We start from the raw sequence: 24,478 nt of genomic DNA, 5'->3' as shown, positions 1-24,478 counted from the left end.
CTTATCTGGATAAAATGAATACCAAACGGTTTATTTCGCTGATACTTTCTTTTTTTGTTGTGGGTACGCTGCTGCTGGCCGTTATTCAGTTTAATTCTTCAAGTAATATTGAAAAGCTAATCAGCGGGAATGCAAAACTGATGAAAGAACTGAGAACCAACAACCACCTCAGGGAGCTGGAAAGGGATATGTTATGGGTGGAAAGCAGGATCAGGGCCGCTATCGCTACTGATGATCTTTCGCACCTGGAAGGAGTAGATGAAAGGATTGCCGAAATGGATACTTACCTGGATTCCCTGAAAGCAAGTACCGTGTATGTACAGGCACAGCCCTATATCAGCAGGCTGAGCGAACTGGCAAAACAAAAAGCGAACACTAAAGATGCCCTCATCCGGGAATATAAAACATCCGGACATATGGATAACCTACAGCTGATCGCTAATCCGGGGGCGAGGCAGATCTCCAATGAGATCAGCGATGTGGTACGCAAGATCTATGACGGAAGGCAAAGGAAGATGCTGGACCTCAGCAGGGCTGTTGAAGAGAGCGGAAGGAATGCACGTCTATGGGGAAGCGTGATGATCAGCTTAATTGTGCTGAGCGGCTGCGGATGGTTCTGGTTTATCGTGATACGGCTGCAGCAGCAAAACCAGCTGATCATGCAGCTGGACAGCTCGGAAAAGAAAGCCAGGGAAGCAGCGCTGGTCAAGGAGAACTTTATGGCAAACATGAGCCACGAGATCCGTACGCCACTCAACTCCATACTGGGCTTTACCAACCTGCTCCAGAGATGCAGGCTGGATGCCGAACCTGAAGAGTTTGTCCTTGCCATTCAAAAGGCCGGGGAAAATCTGCTTGCGATCATCAATGATATCCTTGATCTCTCAAAAATTGAGGCGGGAATGATGCGTATAGAGAATAACCCCTTCAGCGTCAGGGGGCTGTTTCACTCTGTCAGGACCCTGTTCAGCGAACGCATCAAAGAAAAGCGGCTGGAAATGAGGATAGAGATCGAAGCCTGCGTGCCTGATACACTGATTGGTGATGCCACAAGGTTAACCCAGATCCTGGTAAACCTGATTGGGAATGCGATTAAGTTTACGGAGAAGGGGCATATCTTTCTGCATATCTATACTAAAAAAATTGAAGGGGAACGTATTGAATTGGGCGTTGTGATCAGTGATACCGGGATCGGGATAAGTAAAGACAAGATCTCCGGTATTTTTGACCGCTTTCACCAGGCTGAAGATACAACTACACGTAATTATGGCGGAACAGGGCTGGGCCTGTCTATCGTTAAAGACCTGCTGCTGCTGCAGAATGGGGGTATATATGTAGATAGTGAACCCGGAAAAGGGACGACCTTCCGTCTTTTTATCCCTTACCAGATCTCTTCAACACAGATCACGGCAAACGGCGGAGCGGAATCCCGTAAGCTGGAATATTATGCTCCCGGCGTCCTCAGGTTACTGGTGGTGGATGATAACAAAATGAACCAGAGCCTAATGAAACACCTGCTGACGGAGTGGAACCTGTCTTTTGATATAGCTGGTGACGGGCTCTGTGCCCTGGTGCTCCTGAAGGAAAATACGTATGATATTGTACTGATGGATATCCAGATGCCCGGAATGGACGGTTATGCAACGGCCAGGCGTATCAGAAAAGAGCTGCACCTCAATATTCCCATCATTGCTATGACGGCGCACGCACTTGCAGGTGAAAGGGAAAAATGTTTGAGTTATGGGATGGATGAATACCTCTCAAAGCCGGTCAATGAGCAGCAATTGTATCATTTTATATCGAAATTTTCAGGAAATGATCATCAATCTGAGCCGGTAAAAGTTGTTGTGGCAGCTCCTGAGGAGAATTATAGGTATATTAATTTGAGCTACATGAGGCAGATCAGCAAGGGCAATGTGAATTATGAGAGACAGGTTACCGGGCAGTTTATAGAATTAGTTCCCAAGGCAATACTGGGGATTGATACCGCTTTAATACATAATGATTTCCTGACCGTCAGCCATATTGCACATGACCTGAAGACCAGTGTTTACATTATGGGAATGACCGGGCAGCTGGATGATATTCTGGATCAGCTGGAATATAACGGAGAAGCGGAGGTTATACAAATCAATGCCGGGCTGTTGAAAAAAAGGTGTGTCCTGGCGGTGCAGGAAGCGAGACATTATTACGAATTATTAAACCAAAAAAACTATCAGCTATGATTTCCACACCTAAAAATTACAGGAGCCCGGAGCAGTGTATTACCCTGGTTATGATATAAAAAATCCCCGTCTGTTACTGACCGGGGATTTAAGACGCTGCACCGTATACCGGCGCAGTGTGACAGGATGGATGAAAGTTTTTTATTGGAACATTGCATTTTTTTGTTCCAGGTATTCTTTAATTGGAAGTGAATCCCTCACGGCCATCAGTTCTTGTGTATCTTCACCAACCGGCACTCTGAAATTTGTGTTTTCGCCGGTAGCCACTGCGAAGATCTGATCAGCTATAGTTTGTGGCTCTGTTAATGAAGGATTGTTTTTAAAACTTGCCAGCTGGTCTCTCACTTTAGTTGTTAAGTTGTCATAATTTTTGATATCTGTACCTTCAGCCCAGATAACGTTATCAACATAATTATTTCCATTGAAAGCGCCCGGCTCTATCAGGTGAAGATCAATATTGAAAGGTTTCAGTTCATAATATAGCGCCTCTGTAAGTCCTTCGAGCGCAAATTTTGACATGTTATACAATGATGACATTGGTAAAGCAGTAAGGAAGCCCATGTAAGAACTGATGTTGATGAATTTTCCGCCATGATTTGCTCTGAAATGCGGGATAAATGCACGGATAACGTTGATCGGGCCACGCACGTTTGTATTGTATTGTCCGTCCAGCGCTTTTTCTCCCACTAGTTCAAGGGCGCCATGAGCACCAAGACCAGCGTTATTCACCACTACGTCTATCTTTCCGAATGCTGCGATTGCCTGTGCAGTTGTTTCAGCTACCTGTTCCACGTTGGTCACATCCATTTTGAAAATCTTTACGTTTTCATATTGTGTGAGCTCAGTTTCTTTTTCTGGTGCCCGCATTGTCGCTGCCACATTCCAGCCTTGTTTTGCAAAATGTATTGCTGTTGTTTTACCTAGTCCGCTGCTTGTGCCGGTAATAAAAATTGTCTTTGTCATTTGATTTATTTATATAAGTTAATCCTATCAGAACGCTTGTCTATTGGGAACGTTCATTCCGTAAATGTATTTAAAAAGGAATGAACGTTCCTAATAAAGTACCTTAAATTACATTTTAAAGACATATTTATTGGGAATAGCTAAATCATCGCCGTATTTTTGTTGAAGAAAAACAATAAATAGAATCCTAGCAGCGGATTGAAGTACAGCGGTGTCACGGGCATACAGGTTCAAAAACAAAGCGTGGGTTTTAGCAGGACAATAGGTTATGGCAAGAACAAAATCATTTGATGAAGAGACCATTCTGGATGAGGCCATGAAGCTTTTCTGGCATACGGGTTACCATTCTTTATCTGCCCAGGAGCTGGTTGATGGCCTGGGACTAAGCCGTTCAAGTTTATATGATACTTTCGGGGACAAACATACTTTATATGTAAAAGCGCTGAGGCGGTACAGCAAGCTGACTGTGGAGGCAACAATTTCGGTTCTGGATCAGGCTAAGAATATTCCAAAAGCAATCAAAGAGGTATTTCAGATGAATTTCAATGCAAGTTTCGGATCAGAACTGACCAAAGGTTGTTTTGTGGTCAACTCCCGCGTGGAGCTTTCCCCGCACGACCCTGAAATTGCCGGGATCGTAAAGGAGAACTGGCAGTCCCTGGAAGATGGTTTCTACAGGGCACTGAAAAGAGGGCAGGAGGCGGGACAGGTATCCAATGCGCACAATGCACGTACACTCGCCCGCTTTTTTGTGAACAATTCATGGGGGCTGAACGTATACGGAAATGCGGACGCGGATGAAAAGGTATTTAAAGATATCATTAAAGTTGCCTTATCGGTGTTATAATGTTCCGGGGATATCTATATTAGTACATGTTTAAAGGAGCGGTCTTTGTTTTTCTGGGAGCATGCAGTTTCGGGGTTTTATCTACCTTTATGAAGCTGTCCGTTCAGCAGTATCATTATACTATAGGAGACATCGTCTGTGTTCAGGCATTTTTAGGAATGCTCGTTTTGTGGTTCATTGCTACTTTCATAAAAAAAGAGAAGGAGGTAACTGATGCGGCTGTCTCTGCTGCTGTAACTCCTGTCTGGAAAGTGATGCTTGCCGGGATATCCACGGGTTTATCTGCTTATCTCTATTATCTGGGTGTTAATTTACTTCCGGCATCGGTAGCGATTGTCATCCTGATGAATTATACCTGGATGTGTCTGCTGATAGAACTGCTGGTATACCGTAAAAAGCCCACACCGCCCCAACTGGTTTCTGTAGCGCTGGTGCTGGCAGGAACACTGCTGGCCGGGGGACTACTAAACGACAAACTGCTGTCTTTAAATTTGGGCGGCGTGACTTACGTACTTTGCGCGGCCTTTGTCTATGCGGTATCCATCACCTCGAGCGGAAGGGTAGGCAATGAACTGCATCCCATCAGGAAAAGCGCACTTTTCGTCACAGGATCAACTATCTTCCTATTTATCCTGCTCCGTCCGGGATTCCTTTTTGACGGCTCCTTATTTGGCCTGTTTGGTTTGTGGGGACTGTTCTTTGCCGTATTCGGCACCATTATCCCTCCCATTTTCTTTGCGGTTGGCATCCCCAGAACAGGGGTAGGGCTTGGGGCGATTATGACCTCGGCAGAATTGCCGGTTGCCGTGCTTGCTTCCAGCATACTGCTGCATGAACAGGTAACGGCGATCCAGTGGGGAGGCATTGTTCTGATCCTGTCAGCATTGATCCTGCCGAATCTAAAGAGACGGAGTGCGGATTAGTAAATGGTCCGGCAGTTCAAGAAAATATTTGGCAGAGCACATGTTTAGTACTGAAGGGTCAGGAATAAACCTGGATATAGTTCCTTCAGGAATAAGTTCTCACCACAAAGTCTCCGATTTTAAAAACGCCGATTCAATATTACTTGACCTGTTTTCTTCTTCTTCTGCACAGTAACTTTGAGCCCCTGTGCATCAAACTCTGTTAAAACACCATCAAGGTATTTGTCAAAGGAGAAATCAGGATCTGGCTTGATCAGCGAAAAATCTGGATCCTGTGAAAATCTGTCAAGGCCATATAATATTCTTACATAATTTAAGCGATTCAACGTAAAGTTACAAGACAATCAATAGTTGAATTCTGTAAAAGCTTAACAAAATTATGTAAGTGCAGTTGTACGGAAAGGAATATCTTTGCGATAGCAATTTATAAAACTCAACATGAAGAAACTTTTTTTAATCGTTGCTTTCATCGCAACCTTATCCGTACAGTATGGTTTCGCACAGGATAAAGAGGGACAAGCTTTGTTGTCCTCGTATTACGATATTAAAAATGCACTGGTTAATTCTGATGCAACAGCAGCAGCTGGCAAAGCAGGTGATTTCCTGAAGGTGATTGGTGGTGTTGATGAGAAATCATTTACGGGTGCTAACCTGACTGCCTTCAAAACCTACCAGGATAAGCTGATCTTTGATGCGAGGCATATTTCAGAAAGTAAGGACGTGGAACATCAACGCGAACATTTCGCCACATTTTCTGCTAATTTTTATAAACTGGCTAAAGCAGTGAAGTTATCAGGACAGCCGTTTTACTACGATTACTGCCCGATGAAAAAAAACTATTGGCTGTCTGCCTCTAAAGACATCAAAAACCCATACTATGGGAAACAGATGTTAACCTGCGGCAAAGTTTCAGAAACCATACAGTAAGCTGGTTTTATTCCGTCATAAAAAAGCCCGGAACCCGTTTTAAAAAGGCTCCGGGCTTTTTTGTAGCCAGTTTTTGTAATATCAAAAAAAATATATTATTTACTGAACACCATTCAGTATATTTGACCCGTGCAGAATTCGTTTGAGAGGTGCGCAGCAAAGAATGGGGATATCTGAAAGAAAAAAACGGGAAAAAATTGACAAGAAAGAGCTAATCAGGTCTGCGGCCATGAAGATGTTCCTGGAAGATGGTTATGCAAAAACTTCCATCCGTAATATTGCAGATGCCATTGAATATAGCCCGGGTACAATTTACCTGTATTATAAGGACAAAGACGAGCTGCTCTACGAAGTACAGCGCGATGCCTATCTTAAAATGCTGGAAGATTTTAAAACTAAAGCCAAACATAAGGACCCGGTAAAAAGGTTGCTGCAGATTGGTAAGACCTATGTGACGTTCGGCCTGAAAAACCCTGAACTGTATGACCTGATGTTTATCATCCGGGCCCCCATGAACGTTGATGAAAATCTGCACAAAGATAACGGTGGCGAGTGCTTCGAATATTTGCTGGACTGTCTGGAATCATGTATCGATAAAGACCTGCTGAAGGTGACAGACCTGCAGCAGGCCGCACTGCAGTGCTGGGCTATGGCCCATGGACTGGTCTCGCTGCATCTCCGCTGCCGCCTGAAGATGATTGCAGAGGAAAAAGAAATACCAAAAGTACTGGCTGCTGCGATGGAAGGTTACATTAAACAACTGATTAAGTAGTTTTTTTTTGTAACAATACTGAACACTGTTTAGTCTGAATATATAGTAATACTATTACAATAATCCCGTTTTTAACAAAAGGATAACACTCGTCCTTTAAAGAATAAATTATATTTATAACGCGCTATTTTTTTTGCCTCATTACTAAACACTGTTTATTATGTATACATCAGTTATAAAAAAATCGTTGCTGCTGATCTGGGTGATTTGTGCCGCCCTGCCTGCTGCCTACGGACAGGCCAACCCGGAGCAACTGGATGACTATATTGCCATTGCTTTTGCAAACAATCAGGGCTTAAAGCAGCAGCAGTTTGATCTGGACAGAGCTTTGTCTGCCCTCAAAGAAGCACAGGCTATGTACCTGCCTACAGTAAGCTTGCTGGCCAGTTATACGAAATCGGCCGGCGGACGTACCATTGATGTGCCTGTGGGCGATCTGGTGAACCCGGTGTATACGGCGCTGAACCAGCTAACCGGTACCAATACTTACCCCCATCTGGAGAACGAGTCGTTCCTCCTGAACCCCAATAACTTTTACGATACTAAGGTACGTACCTCATTGCCGCTGATCAATGCGGAGATCTGCTACAACAAACTGATCAAACAACAACAGATCAGCAGCCAGCAGGCCGCAGTGAACGTATACAAACGTGCTTTGGTAAAAGACATCAAAACAGCATATTATCGGTATTACCAGGCTTTACAGGGCATCGCGACATACAACAGTGCCATGACGCTCGTTAACGAAAATGTCAGGGTGAATGAAAGCATGCTGCGCAATGGCATCCGTAACGGAACGGCACTGCTGCGTGCACAAACCGAACAGCAGAAAACAAATGCTGCGCTGATACAGGCGCAGCGTAATAGCCAGAATGCCCGTTCGTATTTTAACTTTCTGCTGAACCGTCCGCTGAAGGATTCTGTATATACGGAGAGCATTGTCAGCGCGGTAGTACTTACCCTGCCTGATACCACGGCAGGGGTGAGCCGCCGGGAGGAACTGAAACAGCTGGAAACATTAAGGCAGGTATACACCCTGGATGAGAAACTGCAGAAATCAGGATTTATTCCCAAGCTGAATACTTTTATAGACCTTGGCTCACAGGGTTTCGATTTCAATGTGAACAGCAAAACCCGTTATTATCTCTGGGGCGTAAACCTGCAGTGGGACGTATTTACCGGTGGCCAACGTAAGTACCGTGCGCAGCAATCGCACGCAAACTTCAATGCTGCCACGGCCCGGCTGGACCAGGCACAGCAGTCGCTGGCGCTTGAACTTGACCAGTCGTACAATAACTACCAGTCGGCCAAAGCCGCTTATAAAAGCGCTACGTCCCAGCTCAGCTTTGCCCTTAAATATTACAATGATCAACTCAAAGCCTACCGTGCAGGACAACTATTATACCTCGAACTGATCGATGCCGAAAACCAGCTTACCTCTTCGCGGCTCCAGCTGGCAGAGGCGCAGGCAAGCCTGCAGATTACCCTTGCCGAGCTGGAACGTGGTCAGGCCACTTATCCAATCAATAACCCTAATGCAAATTAATATGAAGACGATTCAATACATGTGCCTGCTGTTGTGTATCCCGCTGGTTTATTCCTGCAGCAGCCATCCGGAAGCTGTAAAAACGGAAACAGATACCATTCCGGTACGGGTGATGGCACTTACGCAACAAAATGCTAACGCTGCCATGGCAGTTTCGGGACAGTTTACCACGGATGATGAAGTGATGCTTTCCTTTAAAACAGGCGGTATTATCAACAGCCTGAATGTAAAGGAAGGTGATGCGGTAAAAAAGGGGCAGCTGCTGGCTACGCTGAACCCAATAGAGATCAACGCTCAGGTTCAGCAGGCCAGGTTATCTGTAGAAAAGGCACAGCGTGATTACCAGCGTACACAAAACCTGTACAGGGACAGCGTGGCTACGCTGGAGCAGCTGCAAAACAGCAAAACCGCGCTTCAGCAAAGTCAGCAGCAATTAAATATGGCGAGTTTCAACCGCCAGTACTCGGAGATCCATGCACCTAAGGATGGATATATCTTAAGCAAACTGGCCAATACCGGTCAGCAGGTCAGCCCGGGTATGGCCATCCTGAAAACAAACGGTGCCGAATCCGGCAAATGGATGCTGAGGGTAGGGATAAGCGACAATGAATGGGCGGTAATGCAACTGAACGACCATGCGAATATCCAGACTTCATCCTTACCCGGGCAGTCATTTGAAGGAGTAGTGACCCGTAAATCTGAAGGGGTGGATGAGGCAACGGGAACCTTCTCTGCCGACATCAGTTTCAGGGGAAAAAAACCAAAGGCTATCGCTGCGGGAATGTTCGGAAAGGCGATCATTGAGCCGGGAAGAAAAACCGCTGGCAGCAGCAGCTGGCAGATTCCTTATGAAGCCCTGCTGGACGGAGACGGAAGCACGGGTTATGTCTTTGTTACCAATGACAACAAAACCGCGAAGAAACTGAAGGTGACTGTTGCAGGTATCGATAAAAATACGGTCACTATCAGCCATGGCCTTGAAAATGCAACTGCACTGATCATTTCAGGATCAGCCTATCTGACAGATCAGAGTATGATCTCCGTTTTACCCTCTAAAACTGCCACAAAATGAAGATCTCTGAATATGCTGTAAAAAACGGCCAGTTTACCCTGGTGATCTTGATCATGATCATTGCACTGGGACTCACCACGATGTTCAATATGCCCCGTTCAGAAGATCCTGAATTGCATCCGCCATCGTTTTCGGTGATCATCACTTATCCCGGCACCAGTCCGAGGGATATTGAGGACCGCGTGGTGACGCCACTGGAGAAAACCATTTCCAGCCTGGACGATGTCAAACGCCTGCGCACCAGTATAGCCAATGGCGTAGCGGTCATCCGTGTAGAATATCTGTACAGCAGCAATGTAGAGTCCAAATACCAGGAGATCGTGCGTGAAGTAAACGGCAAGCGTTCCGAACTTCCTGCAGATATCGCAAGTATAGAAATACAGAAACAGCAGCCTACCGATGTGAATGTACTACAGGTAGCACTGGTTTCAGAAAATGCGGCCCGGAGCCGGCTGCAATATTATGCTGAAAGGCTGCAGGACGACCTGGAGAAAGTACCTTCGCTCAAACAGGTGTCCATCTTCGGATTACCGGGACAGCAGGTACGCATAGAGCTCGACCTGGAGAAGATGGCACAGATGCATTTGCCGCTGAGCGCGGTTATGAACAGCCTTCACAGTGAAATGGCCAGCATACCGGGCGGCAGTATTGATGCGGGGCAGAAAACCTTCAACATCAAATCCAACGATTACCGGACGCTTGATGCGGTGAATAATACGATCGTATATTCGGCCGGAGGTAAAAGTATATTGCTGAAGGACATTGCACGGGTATACTATGGTTATGGAGAGGAGCAGCACATTGCCCGCCTGAACGGACATCGCTGCGTGTTTGTAGTTGCCGCACAAAAAGATAAGGAAAATATTAGTAAAACTCAGATAGCCTACAAAGAGGTATTGGCTAATTATAAAAAGCAACTGCCGGGGAATATAGACCTGGTACAGAATTTTGACCAGGCGGATAATGTAAACAGGCGTTTAACCGGGCTTGGGCATGATTTTATCATTGCCATCCTACTGGTTGCTATCACACTGCTTCCCCTGGGTATTCGCCCTGCCGTGATTGTGATGATTTCCATTCCGCTTTCGCTGGCTATCGGGATCGTATTGCTGCAGCTGTTCGGTTTCAGCCTCAACCAGCTGAGCATTGTGGGGCTGGTAGTTGCCCTCGGCCTGCTGGTAGACGACAGTATTGTGGTGGTGGAGAACATTGAGCGCTGGATGCTGGAAGGGCATAGCCGGATAGATGCCACGCTGAAAGCTACAGGCCAGATTGGAATGGCCGTTGTGGGATGTACGGTTGTGCTCATTATTGCATTCATGCCCCTGGTATTTTTACCGGAAGGATCGGGCGACTTTGTGAGGGGGTTGCCACTGGCAGTGATCTTCTGCGTGCTGGCTTCCATGTTCGTATCGCTGACGATCATCCCGTTTCTATCGAGCCGCTTATTGAAAGATCATACCGGGAACCCTGAAGGCAACTTTCTGATGAGGGGAATGAAAAAACTGATCCATGGCAGTTATGCACGTTTGCTGGACGAAGCACTGAAAAGACCTTTTTTCACGATTGGGATTGCCGTAGTGCTGTTTTCCGGCTCCATCTACCTGCTTGGAGTCATTGGTTTCAGCCTGTTCCCAGCATCTGAGAAACCGCAGTTCCTGATCAATATCACTACCCCAATCCAGTCCAGCCTGCCCTATACCGATACCGTTGCCAGGGCCATAGAGAAACAGCTGAAACAGGAGCCTCAAATGAAATACTTTGCATCAAACATCGGCAGGGGCAACCCGCGGATCTATTACAATGTGATCCCTGAAAATACGCGTAACGACTTTGCACAGCTGTTTGTACAGCTGGACGAGGAGACCAGCCCTGATGAAAAACTTGCACTGATACAAAAACTTCAGCACCGCTGGGTACATTATCCGGGCGCAAAGGTGGAAGTAAAGAACTTTGAACAGGGGCCTCCGTTAATAGCCCCCGTTGAGGTGCGTCTGTTTGGCGATAACCTGGACATGCTACGCTCCCTGAGCCTGAAAGTTGAGAAACTCTTGCAGCGGATTCCCGGTACGATGTATATCAACAATCCTGTCAACCTGCTGAAGAGCGACATCCGTATTGCTGTGAACAAGGAAAAGGCACAGCAGTTGGGCGTTTCGTCCATCAATATTGATCAGATCGCCAGGCTGGCAGTAATAGGACTGAATATGGGCACCTATTATAATAACGATAATAAATACGGCTTCACGGTACTGCTTACCCGTATGAAAGAAGGAAGGCCTACCCTGGATGCATTCCGTAATTTGTATGTGAACAACGCCATGGGCAATGCACTGCCGCTAAACCAGGTCGCCGTTCTGCAGCTCGAAGCCTCTCCTTCGGTGATCAGTCACCAGGAGAAAAAACGTGTGGTATCAGTAGAGGCAAATCTGAAAAACGGATTTTTGGCCAACCGTGTAATCCAGGATGTGGTACAGCAGATGAATAAAATGAAATTACCGGCAGGATACAGCTATGAGATGGGTGGTGAAGTGGAATTGCAGAACAACTCGTTCGGGGGGTTCCAGAGCATTATCATAGTTACCGTATTTGTGTTTATCGCAGTGCTGGTATTGCTGTTCAAAACCTTTAAAAGCACATTAATCATCCTGTCGGTCATTCCGCTGGGGATAGTAGGCGCCGCGGTAGCATTATGGCTTACGGGCAATTCCCTGTCATTCATTGCCGTAGTAGGCTTAATTGCCCTGGCAGGGATAGAAGTGAAAAACACGATCTTACTGGTTGATTTTACCAATCAGCTGAGGCGTAAGGGAGCGAGTCTTCAGGATGCCATCCGTGAAGCCGGTGAGGTACGATTTTTACCCATTGTACTAACCTCGCTGACGGCGATCGGCGGACTGATCCCGATTGCAGTATCTACCAACCCGCTGATCTCTCCGCTTGCCATTGTACTGATCGGGGGGCTGATCAGCTCTACACTGTTATCAAGAATTGTAACACCAATCATTTACGAACTGATTCCTCCGGCGGTAACACCGGAAGAAGAAGATGAAAAAGCAGGTTAGATCTTTATTTTTGCCGCTCATCCCCAGGGAGGGGGGGGCGGCTTTTCAATGACTTGTTATTTCCAAGGCCTAATCATATAAGTCGGAGATCGTGTTCCTGATAAAATTTTCCATGGTAGTGATCATTTCTCCGAGTTGCCCGGAGGAGGTAAGCGGGGTTAATTCATCTATTACCCCCTTGTATTCCAGCTGCCATCTCAGCAATTCTGCTGTGATAATTACATTTATATTCTGATACTTATTCATCATTCTTTCAATGTCATCTTTGTAGGCTACCCAACACAATGCTGTTGTCCTGTTTTTTCCTGATCTGATATCATCATCAGTGTATGCCTGATCTGCCAGAAAACACATAATGCCGGTAAATTTCTTCCGATATACAGGTTTAACAATCAATCTGTACTTCTCCATAGTTTTTGTTTGGTAGAATAAAAATATTATATTTTTTTAGAAATGATAATATTTTCGCAGGCTTCCGGTTAAATTTTTGAATTTGCCGGCATGCTGATCTCCTGAAGGCGTAATTCTATCTCATTGATCACGATCGTTGCCATATTTTGTAGCAGGATCCTTTCTTTCCCGGAGAATTTTCTTTTTTCATATCCCATCACACAAATTGTTCCGATGCGGAAACTGTCAAAGGTGATCAGGGGGGCGCCTGCATAGAACTTGAAGCCCAGTTCGGCAGCGGAAACCGAATTGGCCAGCAGACAGGGATCTGCCAGTGGTATGGTCTCAAAAACTGTTACTTCATCGGTTAACATTGCCAGGGAACAAAGACTGGCATTCCTTGGACTGCTTGTTATGCCATCAAGGCCGGTATGGCTTTTCACAAATACACTTTCCCGGTCTACGAAGTTGATCAGTGCGACGGGAAGGTTAAAAAACTGGGTAGCAAGTTTAACAATAGTATCGAAAGATCTTTCAGGAGTGCTGCCCAGAATCTGATAGCGGTTAAGCGCCTGAACACGCCCGGTATCGTTTGCTGGAATTAGGTTTTTTCCCGGATTTTTTTCCATGTAAATGATTTGTGGTTTAGCTGTATATACGCTAAGCCCTGCACGACGGTTTGTGTTCATTTTAACCATTTACGTTGTACTGGAATTTCTGTTCAGCGTATCAGAAGGTGTCTTTATTGAAGACTGCGAAAATATATCTTCCCAGAATGGGGCAGGGTAAATGCCTGCTTATGGGCACAGCTACGGTTGGTACATGCAATTTCAGGCCTTAATGGTTAGCGTGAAGCAGGTTTCATCATCGGAAGATACGACTTCAAGTGTGCCATCATGCGCACGTGCAATTTCTGATGCGATATATAATCCCAGGCCCAGTCCATCTTTGTTTTGTTCTTCCGCACCACGGGAGAACGGCTGGAAGAGGCGGGCAATCTTGGCAGACGGAATCTTCTGGCCACAGTTGGCTACGAGCAGCCTGAGCTCGCCATTTTTACTGAAAACCTTAACCCTTACCGGTTGGTCTGCCGCGCCGTAGGTCAGGGCATTTCCTAACAGATTGGAAAATAGCTGGGCAATCCTGCTTGCATCACAATTGACCGGCTCATCCAGCTTCATGTCGATATCAATACCGCGGCCAGGCCATATTGCATGCAGTTCGGTGACCACCTGGTGGAGGGTGGCTTCAAGGGGTGCATTGGGATTTCTGTTTAAAGTAATCCCTTCACCCAAACGTCCCCTTGCAAAATCAAGGACGTTGTCAATCAATCCGGTGATGCGGTACGAGCTGTCCTGAATAATATTGGCGAGACGAAGTGCACGGTCGTCCAAGGGCATGCGGAGCAGCAGTTGTGCACTGTTCCGGATGGCGCCAACGGGATTTCGCAGATCATGACCCAAAATTGCAATAAATTGTTCGCGCACTTCAGAGGTTTTTTGCTCTTCGATCAGATTTATTTCTGATACTCTGATCTGTTCAACTGCATTCAGGTGAAAAGCGATCAGATCGGCAAATAGTTTAAACATGCCAATGGTTTCAGGTGTATTGAGGCTTGCCGGATTAGGATCTATCGCGCAAAGTGTGCCGAAAAACCGTCCGTTACTGAGCGTGATAGGAATGGAGATGTAACTTTGAAATCCATAGAGCAGGGGGGTATGATGATTGGCATACCGTTTATCTTTAGCAACATGGTCAATAACGACAGCTTCCTTACTTTTTTCTATTTCATAACAGATCGTTGTTTTAATCTGCAGCTCTTCACCTGGCTTTAGTCCGAAATTGATAGTATCCTTTACTGCGCAGGCTATCCAGCGTTCTTCGGTAACACGCGCAACAGCAGCAAATCCCATCCCGGTGGTCCGGCAGATTACTTCCAGAATGCTGTTAACGGCAGGTATACGGTTAAAGACTTCAATTTCGGCCTGTATTTTAGCTTCAGTATCGTTCGACATGTGTTTTGCTCAAAAAAATATATCATTGCAATTTAAACATATTCAAAACATAATCAACAATGTTTAATTCTTTATTCTTAAAGTTCTACACCATGGGGGAGTAAGCCTGAAATATGGGGCCGCGGCTTAAAGGATTTACCAGCTGTTGCGGCAAAACCAGCTGCCCCAATTTTTCGTATACACTGATATATTATGATATTACTTTTAAATTTATGAGCTTCAGTAAGGAAAAGGCGAAACTTGAAAAACTATTGATGAGCGTGGAGAACGTGAAGACAGTTGATGAACTCAATATGGAGATCATTAATGATAGCTACAGGGAATATGCCGTCATTATAAAGGCCTTATATACCAAACAGCCCAATATATTTGGTAATCTATACAATTACGATTTGCGGGAAATCAAAAACAACAAGAAATTTACCAAGGAAAGCTTTACAAATAAGGCGCGTCAGGTTAATTTTGCAGTTTACCGGGATTCTATTGTGCAGGCAATTGAGAGAACTACCGAATACATTACGAGTTATCTTCAATAATAGCAGACGGATTTTCGTTTACAGATTATTACGGTCTATTTAGATGATGTTTAGCTATTTGATCTCCGGTGCTTGTCTATTCTCCTATCTTTAAATTATCAGTATTTATCAGCTGATTTATAGATGGAGCTTTACAAAAGCAAGGAAGATGAGCTGATCAGATTCGCCGCCGAGGTGCTGACATGGGAACTTCCTTTTGAAATGACGCAGGATAAACTAACCGGGTAAAATCACTCGCAAATGCTGCCATTACGCATACGCATGATGTACTAAAGATTAAACTGAACTGGATTGTGATCAAACCCAGGATCAGCATCGATGACCTGGCCAGGTTCAATAGGTAGGGTAAGGGTAAGGGTAAGCGAAAAAAAACTCCTTAGATTTTCTAAACAATAGCCGCTATTCTTGGTTATTGTTGAAATTTGTAGCGATGTCCGAATTATCTGATGAGTTAAAAGCATTCAATAAAAGCCGTTTACCCGAAATGGTTAAGTTAAAATATGAGGCAATGACGGAAAATGCTTTCCGTTTCTTTAGGGGCACCTGTCACCTGTTCTACCAGAGGCTCAGCAAAATAAAACACCTCCCTTCATCACCCCTGGCCTGGATATGTGGAGACCTTCACCTGGAAAATTTTGGTAGTTATAAGGGAAACAATAAACTTGTCTATTTTGACCTGAATGATTTTGATGAGGCTGTGCTGGCACCTGCACTATGGGAAGTGCTGAGGCTGGTGACCAGTATCTTTATCGCTTTTGACGCGCTTGATATAGACCAGGAGCAGGCGCAGAACATGGGCGTACTGTTTATCAATACTTATGCCGCTACGCTGTGCAAAGGCAAGGCGGTAGGTATAGAACCAAGAACCTCCAGGGGAATAGTCACTGAGTTCCTGAAAAAAGCCGAGAAAAGCACTTACAGGGAGATCCTGGAAAAGCGCACCGAAAATAAAGGAAACAAGGTAGTGCTCTCCCTCAGGCATGAGCGGCATTTTAAACTGAACAAGGAGCTGAAAAAACAGCTGGAAGAGCACGTGACGCAGTGGATACAGAAAAGTAACGACGGCCCCTATAATTATAAGGTAAAGGACGCAGTTTTCCGGCTGGCGGGTACAGGCAGCATAGGGGTAAAGCGGTACCTGATCTTATTGAAAAGCACCAATACCAAAGAAAAATACCTGATTGTTGATATGAAACAATCTTTCGACTCCTCATTGGCCCCATATCTGACGGTCAAACAGCCGGAATGGGAGAACAATGCGCAGCGGATCATTTCAGTACAGCAGCGGATGCAAAACGTATTTCCATCCCTGCTCAGTACAACTGAATTCAGAGGCGAGGAATATGTGATCCAGGAATTGCAGCCCGTAAAAGATACACTGGAGTTTAAAATGATCAAAAACCAGTACCGTGACCTGTACCAGGTGGTGGATGATATGGCCGTTCTGACGGCTTCCTCACAGTTGAGAAGCGGCGGAATGAACGGTTCGGCCATCATTGATGAGCTGAAAGCTTTTGGAGAAAACGTAGCCAAATGGAAACAAGCTGTACTGGATTATGCGGTGAATGATGCTGAAAATGTAAAAAGCGATTATAAACAATTTGTAAAGGAATACGGAGGTAAGGCATTTGAAAATGAGTATAGTACCACCAATACAATTGATACACATGCCACTGTTTAAATGAGCTGATAAATTCTTGCGATTCCCGTTGAAACATCGAATGAAAAAGGTATCTTGGGATAGATAATTCCTCTCTATGCCTTACAATGATCCCAGGCGGCTTCAGGCTGTGCAGCGTTTTTTACAACTTGATATCAATAGAAAAGCAGAAATGCAGGAGATGGTAGAACTCGCAGCATCCTTATGTGATACACCGGTAGCCATGATCACCCTGCTTGATGAAAGAACAGAGTACATCAGATTCAGAAGGGGAATAGAGATTCAGGAACTTTTAAGGGAAGATACGTTTTCTCAGTACCTGATAGAGGAAGATAATTTACTGATCATTCCTGACGCTTTGCAGGACCCCCGTTTTGCCCATAATAAAATGGTGCTCAGTGAACCCAGGATTCGTTTTTATGCCGGTTGCTCGTTGATTACCCATGACGGATACAGCGTTGGAAGCTTGTGTATTATGGGCCAGGTAAGTAAAGAATTAGCTGAGCCCCAGAGGCATTTGCTGGGTATGATGGCCAAACGGATTGTAGAGATCATGGAAATGGAGTTCAGCCTGAGTATCGTAAAGAACCAGTTTGTAAAAGCTAAGGACTCGGATTATAAATTACAGGCCTTTCTGGAAAGTACAGGAACCATACATATGGTGATAGGAAAGGAAATGGAAGTGATTGCCTTCAACCAAAATGCTGCAGATTTTATCGGAAAAAATAATAAGGTGCTGATGTATGTTGGTATTACTATGGCGCAGATTCTGGATGAAGAACACCTGGAGGATTTTGTGGTAGAATACCAGAAGACGATGGCTGGAGATCCGGTATTTTATGAACGTGAAGTGAAACATGAAAATGACAGTACCTGGTGGTCAGTAGCTTTAGAGCCTGGTTACAATGCTGACGGGGAGATCATTGGCATCTATTATAACGCTACCAACATTACAGAGAAAAAGGTTCATGAAAAAGAGATGATGGATAAAAATGAACGCCTGATGAAAATAGCGCACATACAGTCGCACGAACTCAGGAAACCGGTGGCTTCCATTTTAGGCCTCATGGAGTTGTTCAAACACTGTGATTATACGGCTGGCAGGGAAGAACTAATGGTACTGGAGAGGGCAACGAACGAGCTGGATACCCGAATCAGGGCGATCGTGTTTTTAACGGAATAGGTGATGCTATCCTTGCTGAACACTGAAGGTGTACATCTGAAATATTAAAATAATAGCTAATTTACTGACGGCTAATCATAGGTATAAGGATTCTATCTTTCACTGCCGGGATCAGTTCAACAGGTGGCCTGCCTGATGTAACTACAAGGTGATTCCATTGTGTTCCTTTTGCAGGGAACAGTACATCAGCAGTCCGTAGGGTATTTTCGGCTCTATCCATGTAGATTTTGGCGGAAGCGGTTTTTGTTTGCCGGCATGCCTGGTCAGCTGCTCAACGGTCATGGGAAAGAGGGTGAAAGCAATGGAAGATACTTGATGCCTTAGTTCCTGCAGTAACTTTTCCCATCCGCCATCCGGACTGAAATTATGGAGCCTGTCATCCGTTCTCGGGTCGGCGATGCCGAAGAATGGTTGGAGCACATATTCCTGTAAGATCAAAGCATCTGTTTCCTGCGCTAGCGCAGACAAGTCAGGTCTGAGGTCCAGCTGGTACCATTCCCCATGGAAACACATGCCAAGGCGATGCTGCTGATCGGGCTGATAAGCTCTGTTGTACGGAATGGCGGAGACGTGGAAATAACGGTAGATCAGTTCAAACAGCTCTTCTTTATTGATGATACTGGCGGGAATGACCAGCCGGTTAAACTCCCTGATCCTGAGCTGGTCAGTGGATATATATAAACTTGAAATCCACTGTTGTTCATCCGATTTGAGATGTGCCGCGGCGGCGAGCCTGTGATGGCCATCGGCCAGGTACACATTCTTAAGGGAGGCAAAAGACCGCTGAAAAGCTGCTATCGATGAGGCTTCATTGACTTTCCACAGCAAGTGGGCAGTTTCCGCCTGAACTATCCTTTCCGGCTGCTGCGAACTGACTACGCTTTCCATCAGGTTGTTGATTTCCTGCTGCGGGTAATAGGTGAGCAGTACAGGCTCGCCCTCCAGGCCGATATATTCCCGGTAGGCTTTGATTTTATCTTCATGTTCCGGCAGGGTCTGTTCATGGAGGACGATCATTCCGTCTGTGCTGTCCTGAACATTGGTCAGCGCCCAGACGCCCCTTTGTATTCCGCTGCTGCTGTGATTTTCATACACATAGATTGCGGGTCCTTCTTCTTTCAGGTAAAAGCCGTCTTTCAGTAAACGCTTAAATGTCAGTAAATAGGGTTTAAGATCTCCTCCGTAGTTCAGGCCCGGTTCCAGCCAGGCCTGAAGGTCTCTTTCAACAGAACTGTCATCTGTACGCTGTCTGATTGCTCTGAACGCTTTAATGTTGGCCATACTACGAGCCAGCAATTTGTGTGCCCATAGAATAAACCATTGTCTTCTCTTTTTCAAAATGCTGCATCACCTGCACTAAAAATTCTACGCTTGACAGGGGCAGTGCGTTGTAAAGGGAAGCCCTGAAACCACCTACAGTACGGTAACCTTTAATTCCTACCACTCCATGTCCCGCGGCGAACCTTAAAAATTCGGCTTCCATGGACGGGTCATGCATTTTGAAGGTGATATTCATTTTTGAGCGGTGTGCCGGCATTGCTGTACCATAAAAAAGTGGATTACGGTCTATTTCTTCATATAGTAATTCAGATTTTTTATGGTTTTTCAGCTGAATGCCTGTTACACCTCCCTGTTCCCTGAGCCATAACAGGTTTAACATAGACACATAGATGGAGAACACAGGCGGCGTATTGAACATACTTTGGTTATCGCGGTACACCCTGTAGTCTGACATGGAGGGCAAGGCGTGTTTTACACTGTTCAGGAATTCGTTTTTGGCGATCACGAGGGTCATACCTGCCGGACCCATGTTCTTTTGTGCACCTGCATAGATCAGGTCGAAATCCCTGACATTGATGGTTCTGGAAAATATATCGGACGACATATCACAGATCAGCGGGGCGCTGGTTTCCGGGAAGCTGAACATTTCTGTCCCTTCAATCGTATTGTTTGATGTGCAATGTAAAAATGCTGCATCGGAAGGCGTTTCAAAATGGTCGGGAATATAACTGTAGTCCTTGTCTTCCGATGAGGCAACAATGGCTACTTTTCCAAACAGTTTCGCTTCCTTAATCGCTTTCTGCGCAAAATAGCCGGTGTCAAGATATGCTCCGCAGGCTCTGCCCTGCAGGAAATTCATGGCTACCATAGAGAACTGCGTACTTGCACCTCCCTGTAAGAAAAGCACTTCATAGCTCTGTGGAACATTCAGTAATTCCCTGATCAGTAATTGTGTTTTGAGTACTACGCTCTCAAATTCCGGAGAGCGGTGCGAGACCTCGAGGATGGAGAGGCCGCTGTCATTCCAGTTCACTACGGCATTTGCGGCCTGTTGCAGCACAGAGCCGGGCAGGATACAAGGGCCTGCACCAAAGTTGTGTTTTTTGAGTACTTGCATTTCTATTTGGTTTTGCTGCAAAATTCAGCGCTTTAATCAGGATTGTCTCATGATTGCCGAAGATTGGGAAAAAAACCTGTTTTGACGGGAAAAGTATTGGAATGATTCTGTTTCGGATTTTCAATCCTGAGCTGTTCGGAATTTAATTTTTCCGGCGGTGCAGATTGACTGCCATTAATGTAGTTTTTACACTATGACTGTTGATGATGAATCGGCATTTATTTTCGATTATCGTTTTAATGAGATTAATTCGGTAAAATTTGATTTGCGTGGCCCCGTATTCCTAAAAGATATGAAAGTATAAAAAGTACACTAAGGTAAAGGCGTTTATCAGAACTCCGTATAATCAGTGATGTATTCATTTGCGCTCTCAATGGCATGCATGACAGCGTCTTTGTAGAGAATGAAGTTTCGCTGCTGGGTTTCATCAGCAAAGTCTTCTTTAACGGCCCTCTTGTGGCTCCTGATTTCAGCCAGGTCATAGTTATAGAGGTTTGCAAACACATTTGGTTTCATTTTGAACAGGACGCGGATGATCTTCGCATATTCTACGAAACCATCATTAAGGACCAGCAGGCTTACCTGGTTAAATAGTTGAATAGCTGCAAGTGAAGCCGATATTTTTTGAAGTTTTACTTTTTCTTTACTGAAAATCATAGCGGCACCTAATATAGCTATTTGGAGTGATAAATATACTGGCCATATCAACAAACGGGATGAAAAATAGAATTTCCGGCTGACGTGCAGCTTTCAGACGTAAAACGCTGAATTCAGATCTGAAGGGTCAATATTTTTATTCTTATATTTTTTAGCCCTCATTGCCTTCAATTCTTCGAGGTCTTTTGTAAGGCCAGTGATGAGGTCGCTCAGCAGCTGTACATTGTGATCATCGTGGTTCAGCAGCCGGAGTGACGCGGCTCCCGGCTGTTTAAATTGTCTTTTCAGTACAAGCGGAATCTTATTGCTGGATGCGGTGAAAACACAGGCATAAGCATAAAAAGCTTCTATACACTCTGAAAGTGCCCTTTCATAATATGCGGTTAACTTCTTGTAACTTTTGGACCTTTTGAAAATCAGTATTCTGGGCAGAAACCTGTAGGATTCAGATATGACTACTCTGGTGAGCAGGTCCTCCTGTTCATAAATTCCATATCTTACCACCAATTCCTGCTTGGCTGTGATGATTTTGAGTGCCGCACTAAAGCAATTCAGCACGAAGGTATCGTTGGTATCCCTGAAAAACTCCATATCTTCAATGTGCTGGTCCCACGCGTTTTTGAAATCTTTTACATGGGATTTCATTGCACGTTTAAAAGTGAGATAATACATATACTCATACAGATCTGAATGTACATACGTCATCATGACACCCAATCCCCTGACAGAGAGATTCAAATCAAAGGGATCATTTCTGGAAACCTTCATACGGCATTTATTTGGCTTTGAGTTGTTATTGTTAAATAAATATAGCGTTAAAAAATAAATAGTATCCAATATTCTAATGGAAATTATCAACTGGCATCACGCAGTAAAAAAAGAGCAGAATTTTTATTGTAACTTAGAACATCACATAGTTGTTAATATGAAAAATTCATTTTATGTAGTAGGCATCGGATTGTCTGCGGGTGGGTTTCAACCTTTGTGTGAAATATTTGATGGACTGCCCAATAAAATGAATGCTGCTTTTATCGTTGCACAGCATCTTTCGGCTAATTTTGTCAGCGCCGGACCGGAACTGCTGGCCAGGCATACGGGATTAATAGTAAAGCCTGCCGTTGACGGGGAGAGGATAAAAGTGAATACCGTTTACATGTTACCTGAGAAGGCGATGGTTACAGTAAAAGATGGCAAGATCATCATTCGGCAAAGAGGATCATCTGAGCTCATTAACAAGGCAATTGATATCTTATTTGAGTCTTTGTCCGAAAGTTTTGGAACAAGGGTGATCAGCATTGTGCTTTCAGGTGCAGATGGCGATGGGGCTAAGGGCAGCCGGCAGATTTTCAGCAATGGAGGAATCACTTTCGCGCAGAGCCCCCATTCGGCTGCATTCCCTTCTATGCCGGAAACTGCAATCGATATGGGAACCATTAATTTTATCCTTTCGCCATTTGAAATTGCTAAATTGCTGAGTGAGATGATAAAGGGGGAGGTATCACAAGCCGATATTCCATAGTATAAAACCAAAAGCAATATTCTTTGTTAATGTTCAAACCTTAAAACATAAGGCTTACATATCCCATCGTCAATTGGAAAATAAAAAACGTATTGCCATTCTTGGAGGAGGTCCAAGTGGTCTGTTCATGTATAAGAGACTCGTAGATGCCGATCGCGGTGATCTCATTGTTGATATATTTGAAAGGAAAAAAAGTCTTGGTTCGGGAATGCCCTATAGCGCCGAAGGAGCAAATGAAGAGCATATCACCAATGTTTCTGGTAATGAAATTCCTGAGCTGGTTACGCCCATCGCTGAATGGATACAAACTGTACCCCAAAAAACACTTGAACGGTTTCATCTTGATAAAGGTAAGTTTAATGATTATAAGGTATTGCCGAGGTTATTATTCGGACAGTATTTGTCGGCACAGTTTGAGCTGCTGCAGCAAAAGGCCGAAAAAACGGGTATGGCCACCAACATACATTTTAACAGCTGTGTAACCGATATTACCGATCATCCTGAACGGGGGACAGTAATGATTGAAGCAGGAGGGATAGATGTTTTTGAATATGACCATGTGATTATCTGTACGGGGCATAACTGGCCTGTTAAATATGAGGGGAAAGTGCCCGGTTATTATGATTCTCCATATCCACCGGCAAAACTGAAAATCAGGGTTAACCACCCTGTAGCCATCAAGGGATCGTCATTAACGGCTATTGATGCCATCAGGACCCTGGCCAGGCATAACGGTACTTTCAGTACAGATACTCAGGGTAAACTTTCCTATCAGCTGGCCGATGACAGCCCGGATTTCAAGCTGCTTATGCATTCGCGGAACGGCATGTTACCTGCCATCAGGTTTCACCTGGAAGACTCACACCTGATGAAAGATGCAGTACTGAGTGAAGAGGAAGTGAACAGCAACAGGGCAGAGAACAGCGGTTTCCTTTCACTGGATTATGTTTTTGAGAAGAACTTCAAAGAGATGTTCCAGGAGAAAGACCCTGAGTTTTACAGCCTGATCGAAGATATGGATATAGAGACCTTTGTGGCATCGATGATGGACTTGAGGGAACGCGTACCGGCTTTTGTGTTATTTAAAGCTGAATACATTGAAGCTGCCAGGTCTATCAGGCGGAAGGAGTCGGTTTATTGGAAGGAAATGTTGGGCGTGCTCAGCTTTGCCATGAATTATCCTGCCAAATACCTGTCTGCTGAAGATATGCAGCGTTTGCAAAAAGTATTGATGCCATTGATTTCCATTGTGATTGCATTTGTTCCGCAAAGTTCTGTTGAGGAGATGCTTGCCCTCTATGATGCCGGTGTGCTTGATATTCTATCCGTTGGAGATGACAGCCGTATTGAAGTAGACAATAAGAAGGGGGTCATCTATCATTATACTGACGAAGACGGCCACGCTCAGTCTGAGCATTTTAAAACCTTTATAGATTGCGTGGGGCAGCCGCATATGTCGTTCCATGAGCTACCTTATAAAAGTCTGCGCTCCCGGAAAACGGTTACCCCTGCCAGGCTGATGTTTAACGATAGTTGTACCGGGGCCGGAGAAATTGAAAATGAGAATGTTGAAACAGATGGTAAGGGCAATTATTACCTGAAAGTTCCGGGAATCACGATCAATGACAGCTTCCAGGCCATCGATGAAAACAATGCGCCGAATGAACGGGTTTATATTATGGCTGTTCCCTATATTGGAGGGTATAACCCCGATTATTCAGGACTTGATTTCTGTGAGGCTGCATCAGCTGCAATTGTGAAGTCCATTCTGTAATTCTTA

The 24,478-nt window shown here is 44.9% G+C and carries 21 protein-coding genes; 13 read left to right on the top strand and 8 right to left on the bottom strand.

Features of this window, described 5'->3' with window-relative positions; genetic code table 11:
* Window positions 1-14 precede the first annotated feature (14 nt).
* Entirely contained in the window at window positions 15-2,225 is a 2,211-nt protein-coding gene (locus BLW16_RS20415) for an ATP-binding protein (protein WP_090559754.1), read from the top strand.
* 141 nt (window positions 2,226-2,366) lie between these two features.
* Here the strand turns inward: BLW16_RS20415 and BLW16_RS20410 are convergent, their stop codons facing one another.
* Window positions 2,367-3,188 carry an SDR family oxidoreductase gene (locus BLW16_RS20410; RefSeq protein ID WP_090559732.1) on the bottom strand — a complete coding sequence of 274 codons (822 nt, stop codon included), beginning with the start codon at window positions 3,186-3,188 and terminating at the stop codon, window positions 2,367-2,369.
* Between the two features lie 268 nt (window positions 3,189-3,456).
* Between BLW16_RS20410 and BLW16_RS20405 the strand changes: the two genes are divergently transcribed.
* The 7 genes from BLW16_RS20405 to BLW16_RS20370 all read left to right on the top strand — a co-directional run bounded on the left by BLW16_RS20405 (window position 3,457) and on the right by BLW16_RS20370 (window position 12,340).
* Entirely contained in the window at window positions 3,457-4,035 is a 579-nt protein-coding gene (locus tag BLW16_RS20405) for a TetR/AcrR family transcriptional regulator (protein ID WP_090559731.1), read from the top strand.
* 26 nt (window positions 4,036-4,061) lie between these two features.
* Window positions 4,062-4,958 carry an EamA family transporter gene (locus BLW16_RS20400; protein ID WP_090559730.1) on the top strand — a complete coding sequence of 299 codons (897 nt, stop codon included), beginning with the start codon at window positions 4,062-4,064 and terminating at the stop codon, window positions 4,956-4,958.
* 438 nt (window positions 4,959-5,396) lie between these two features.
* Entirely contained in the window at window positions 5,397-5,885 is a 489-nt protein-coding gene (locus BLW16_RS20390) for a DUF3347 domain-containing protein (protein ID WP_090559728.1), read from the top strand.
* 163 nt (window positions 5,886-6,048) lie between these two features.
* Window positions 6,049-6,657 (top strand): TetR/AcrR family transcriptional regulator, encoded by a 609-nt coding sequence (locus tag BLW16_RS20385; RefSeq protein WP_090559727.1) that lies wholly within the window; start codon window positions 6,049-6,051, stop codon window positions 6,655-6,657.
* 160 nt (window positions 6,658-6,817) lie between these two features.
* On the top strand, window positions 6,818-8,203 hold the full coding sequence (locus BLW16_RS20380) for a TolC family protein (RefSeq protein ID WP_090559726.1): 1,386 nt from the start codon (window positions 6,818-6,820) through the stop codon (window positions 8,201-8,203).
* 1 nt (window position 8,204) lies between these two features.
* Window positions 8,205-9,275, top strand: coding sequence for an efflux RND transporter periplasmic adaptor subunit (locus BLW16_RS20375; protein ID WP_175470660.1), 1,071 nt, complete (start codon window positions 8,205-8,207; stop codon window positions 9,273-9,275).
* Window positions 9,272-12,340 (top strand): efflux RND transporter permease subunit, encoded by a 3,069-nt coding sequence (locus BLW16_RS20370; RefSeq protein ID WP_090559724.1) that lies wholly within the window; start codon window positions 9,272-9,274, stop codon window positions 12,338-12,340. The genes BLW16_RS20375 and BLW16_RS20370 overlap by 4 nt, the downstream gene beginning before the upstream one ends.
* Before the next feature lie 69 nt (window positions 12,341-12,409).
* On the opposite strand, the gene BLW16_RS20365 is transcribed toward BLW16_RS20370, so the two are convergent.
* The 3 genes from BLW16_RS20365 to BLW16_RS20355 form a co-directional block, all read right to left on the bottom strand.
* Window positions 12,410-12,751, bottom strand: a complete 342-nt coding sequence (locus BLW16_RS20365) for a hypothetical protein (protein ID WP_090559723.1) — start codon at window positions 12,749-12,751, stop codon at window positions 12,410-12,412.
* Window positions 12,752-12,819: 68 nt separating this feature from the next.
* Window positions 12,820-13,419 (bottom strand): GAF domain-containing protein, encoded by a 600-nt coding sequence (locus BLW16_RS20360; RefSeq protein WP_175470659.1) that lies wholly within the window; start codon window positions 13,417-13,419, stop codon window positions 12,820-12,822.
* A gap of 141 nt (window positions 13,420-13,560) precedes the next feature.
* Window positions 13,561-14,745, bottom strand: a complete 1,185-nt coding sequence (locus BLW16_RS20355; RefSeq protein WP_090559721.1) for a GAF domain-containing sensor histidine kinase — start codon at window positions 14,743-14,745, stop codon at window positions 13,561-13,563.
* Window positions 14,746-14,957: 212 nt separating this feature from the next.
* Here BLW16_RS20355 and BLW16_RS20350 point away from each other — a divergent pair, with 212 nt between their 5' ends.
* The 3 genes from BLW16_RS20350 (at window position 14,958) to BLW16_RS20340 (ending at window position 18,124) form a co-directional block, all read left to right on the top strand.
* The gene (locus BLW16_RS20350; RefSeq protein ID WP_139298371.1) at window positions 14,958-15,281 is read left to right on the top strand and encodes a hypothetical protein; all 324 of its coding nucleotides are present in this window, start codon (window positions 14,958-14,960) and stop codon (window positions 15,279-15,281) included.
* A 430-nt stretch (window positions 15,282-15,711) separates the two neighbouring features.
* Window positions 15,712-16,962 (top strand): DUF2252 domain-containing protein, encoded by a 1,251-nt coding sequence (locus BLW16_RS20345; RefSeq protein ID WP_090559719.1) that lies wholly within the window; start codon window positions 15,712-15,714, stop codon window positions 16,960-16,962.
* Window positions 16,963-17,038: 76 nt separating this feature from the next.
* Entirely contained in the window at window positions 17,039-18,124 is a 1,086-nt protein-coding gene (locus BLW16_RS20340; RefSeq protein WP_090559718.1) for a GAF domain-containing protein, read from the top strand.
* 141 nt (window positions 18,125-18,265) lie between these two features.
* Here BLW16_RS20340 and BLW16_RS20335 read toward each other — a convergent pair whose 3' ends face one another.
* From BLW16_RS20335 to BLW16_RS20320, 4 genes are all read right to left on the bottom strand, one after another.
* Complete coding sequence (locus tag BLW16_RS20335) at window positions 18,266-19,405, bottom strand: DUF1015 family protein (RefSeq protein ID WP_090559717.1); 1,140 nt, start codon at window positions 19,403-19,405, stop codon at window positions 18,266-18,268.
* Between the two features lies 1 nt (window position 19,406).
* Window positions 19,407-20,522 (bottom strand): 3-phosphoserine/phosphohydroxythreonine transaminase, encoded by a 1,116-nt coding sequence (serC, locus tag BLW16_RS20330; protein ID WP_090559716.1) that lies wholly within the window; start codon window positions 20,520-20,522, stop codon window positions 19,407-19,409.
* A gap of 330 nt (window positions 20,523-20,852) precedes the next feature.
* On the bottom strand, window positions 20,853-21,179 hold the full coding sequence (locus BLW16_RS20325; protein ID WP_090559715.1) for a hypothetical protein: 327 nt from the start codon (window positions 21,177-21,179) through the stop codon (window positions 20,853-20,855).
* 93 nt (window positions 21,180-21,272) lie between these two features.
* On the bottom strand, window positions 21,273-21,947 hold the full coding sequence (locus tag BLW16_RS20320) for a hypothetical protein (RefSeq protein ID WP_090559714.1): 675 nt from the start codon (window positions 21,945-21,947) through the stop codon (window positions 21,273-21,275).
* A 157-nt stretch (window positions 21,948-22,104) separates the two neighbouring features.
* On the opposite strand from BLW16_RS20320, the gene BLW16_RS20315 reads away from it, so the two are divergent.
* A complete protein-coding gene (locus tag BLW16_RS20315) occupies window positions 22,105-22,698 on the top strand; it encodes a chemotaxis protein CheB (protein WP_175470658.1) in 594 nt (197 codons plus the stop codon).
* Between the two features lie 73 nt (window positions 22,699-22,771).
* Window positions 22,772-24,472 carry an FAD/NAD(P)-binding protein gene (locus tag BLW16_RS20310; protein ID WP_090559712.1) on the top strand — a complete coding sequence of 567 codons (1,701 nt, stop codon included), beginning with the start codon at window positions 22,772-22,774 and terminating at the stop codon, window positions 24,470-24,472.
* Window positions 24,473-24,478: the final 6 nt, after the last annotated feature.

Origin of the sequence: Pedobacter hartonius, assembly GCF_900107535.1 — a bacterium.
In the GTDB taxonomy this organism is placed as follows: domain Bacteria; phylum Bacteroidota; class Bacteroidia; order Sphingobacteriales; family Sphingobacteriaceae; genus Pedobacter; species Pedobacter hartonius.
Note: the sequence above shows the minus strand (reverse complement) of the source record. Positions and strands in the feature narration are given on the sequence as shown.

Coding starts and splice junctions, on each gene's coding strand:
- BLW16_RS20415 (WP_090559754.1), top strand. CDS start 15: ATGAATACCAAACGGTTTATTTCGCTGATACTTTCTTTTTTTGTTGTG.
- BLW16_RS20410 (WP_090559732.1), bottom strand. CDS start 3,188: ATGACAAAGACAATTTTTATTACCGGCACAAGCAGCGGACTAGGTAAA.
- BLW16_RS20405 (WP_090559731.1), top strand. CDS start 3,457: ATGGCAAGAACAAAATCATTTGATGAAGAGACCATTCTGGATGAGGCC.
- BLW16_RS20400 (WP_090559730.1), top strand. CDS start 4,062: ATGTTTAAAGGAGCGGTCTTTGTTTTTCTGGGAGCATGCAGTTTCGGG.
- BLW16_RS20390 (WP_090559728.1), top strand. CDS start 5,397: ATGAAGAAACTTTTTTTAATCGTTGCTTTCATCGCAACCTTATCCGTA.
- BLW16_RS20385 (WP_090559727.1), top strand. CDS start 6,049: ATGGGGATATCTGAAAGAAAAAAACGGGAAAAAATTGACAAGAAAGAG.
- BLW16_RS20380 (WP_090559726.1), top strand. CDS start 6,818: ATGTATACATCAGTTATAAAAAAATCGTTGCTGCTGATCTGGGTGATT.
- BLW16_RS20375 (WP_175470660.1), top strand. CDS start 8,205: ATGAAGACGATTCAATACATGTGCCTGCTGTTGTGTATCCCGCTGGTT.
- BLW16_RS20370 (WP_090559724.1), top strand. CDS start 9,272: ATGAAGATCTCTGAATATGCTGTAAAAAACGGCCAGTTTACCCTGGTG.
- BLW16_RS20365 (WP_090559723.1), bottom strand. CDS start 12,751: ATGGAGAAGTACAGATTGATTGTTAAACCTGTATATCGGAAGAAATTT.
- BLW16_RS20360 (WP_175470659.1), bottom strand. CDS start 13,419: ATGAACACAAACCGTCGTGCAGGGCTTAGCGTATATACAGCTAAACCA.
- BLW16_RS20355 (WP_090559721.1), bottom strand. CDS start 14,745: ATGTCGAACGATACTGAAGCTAAAATACAGGCCGAAATTGAAGTCTTT.
- BLW16_RS20350 (WP_139298371.1), top strand. CDS start 14,958: ATGAGCTTCAGTAAGGAAAAGGCGAAACTTGAAAAACTATTGATGAGC.
- BLW16_RS20345 (WP_090559719.1), top strand. CDS start 15,712: ATGTCCGAATTATCTGATGAGTTAAAAGCATTCAATAAAAGCCGTTTA.
- BLW16_RS20340 (WP_090559718.1), top strand. CDS start 17,039: ATGCCTTACAATGATCCCAGGCGGCTTCAGGCTGTGCAGCGTTTTTTA.
- BLW16_RS20335 (WP_090559717.1), bottom strand. CDS start 19,405: ATGGCCAACATTAAAGCGTTCAGAGCAATCAGACAGCGTACAGATGAC.
- serC (WP_090559716.1), bottom strand. CDS start 20,522: ATGCAAGTACTCAAAAAACACAACTTTGGTGCAGGCCCTTGTATCCTG.
- BLW16_RS20325 (WP_090559715.1), bottom strand. CDS start 21,179: ATGATTTTCAGTAAAGAAAAAGTAAAACTTCAAAAAATATCGGCTTCA.
- BLW16_RS20320 (WP_090559714.1), bottom strand. CDS start 21,947: ATGAAGGTTTCCAGAAATGATCCCTTTGATTTGAATCTCTCTGTCAGG.
- BLW16_RS20315 (WP_175470658.1), top strand. CDS start 22,105: ATGAAAAATTCATTTTATGTAGTAGGCATCGGATTGTCTGCGGGTGGG.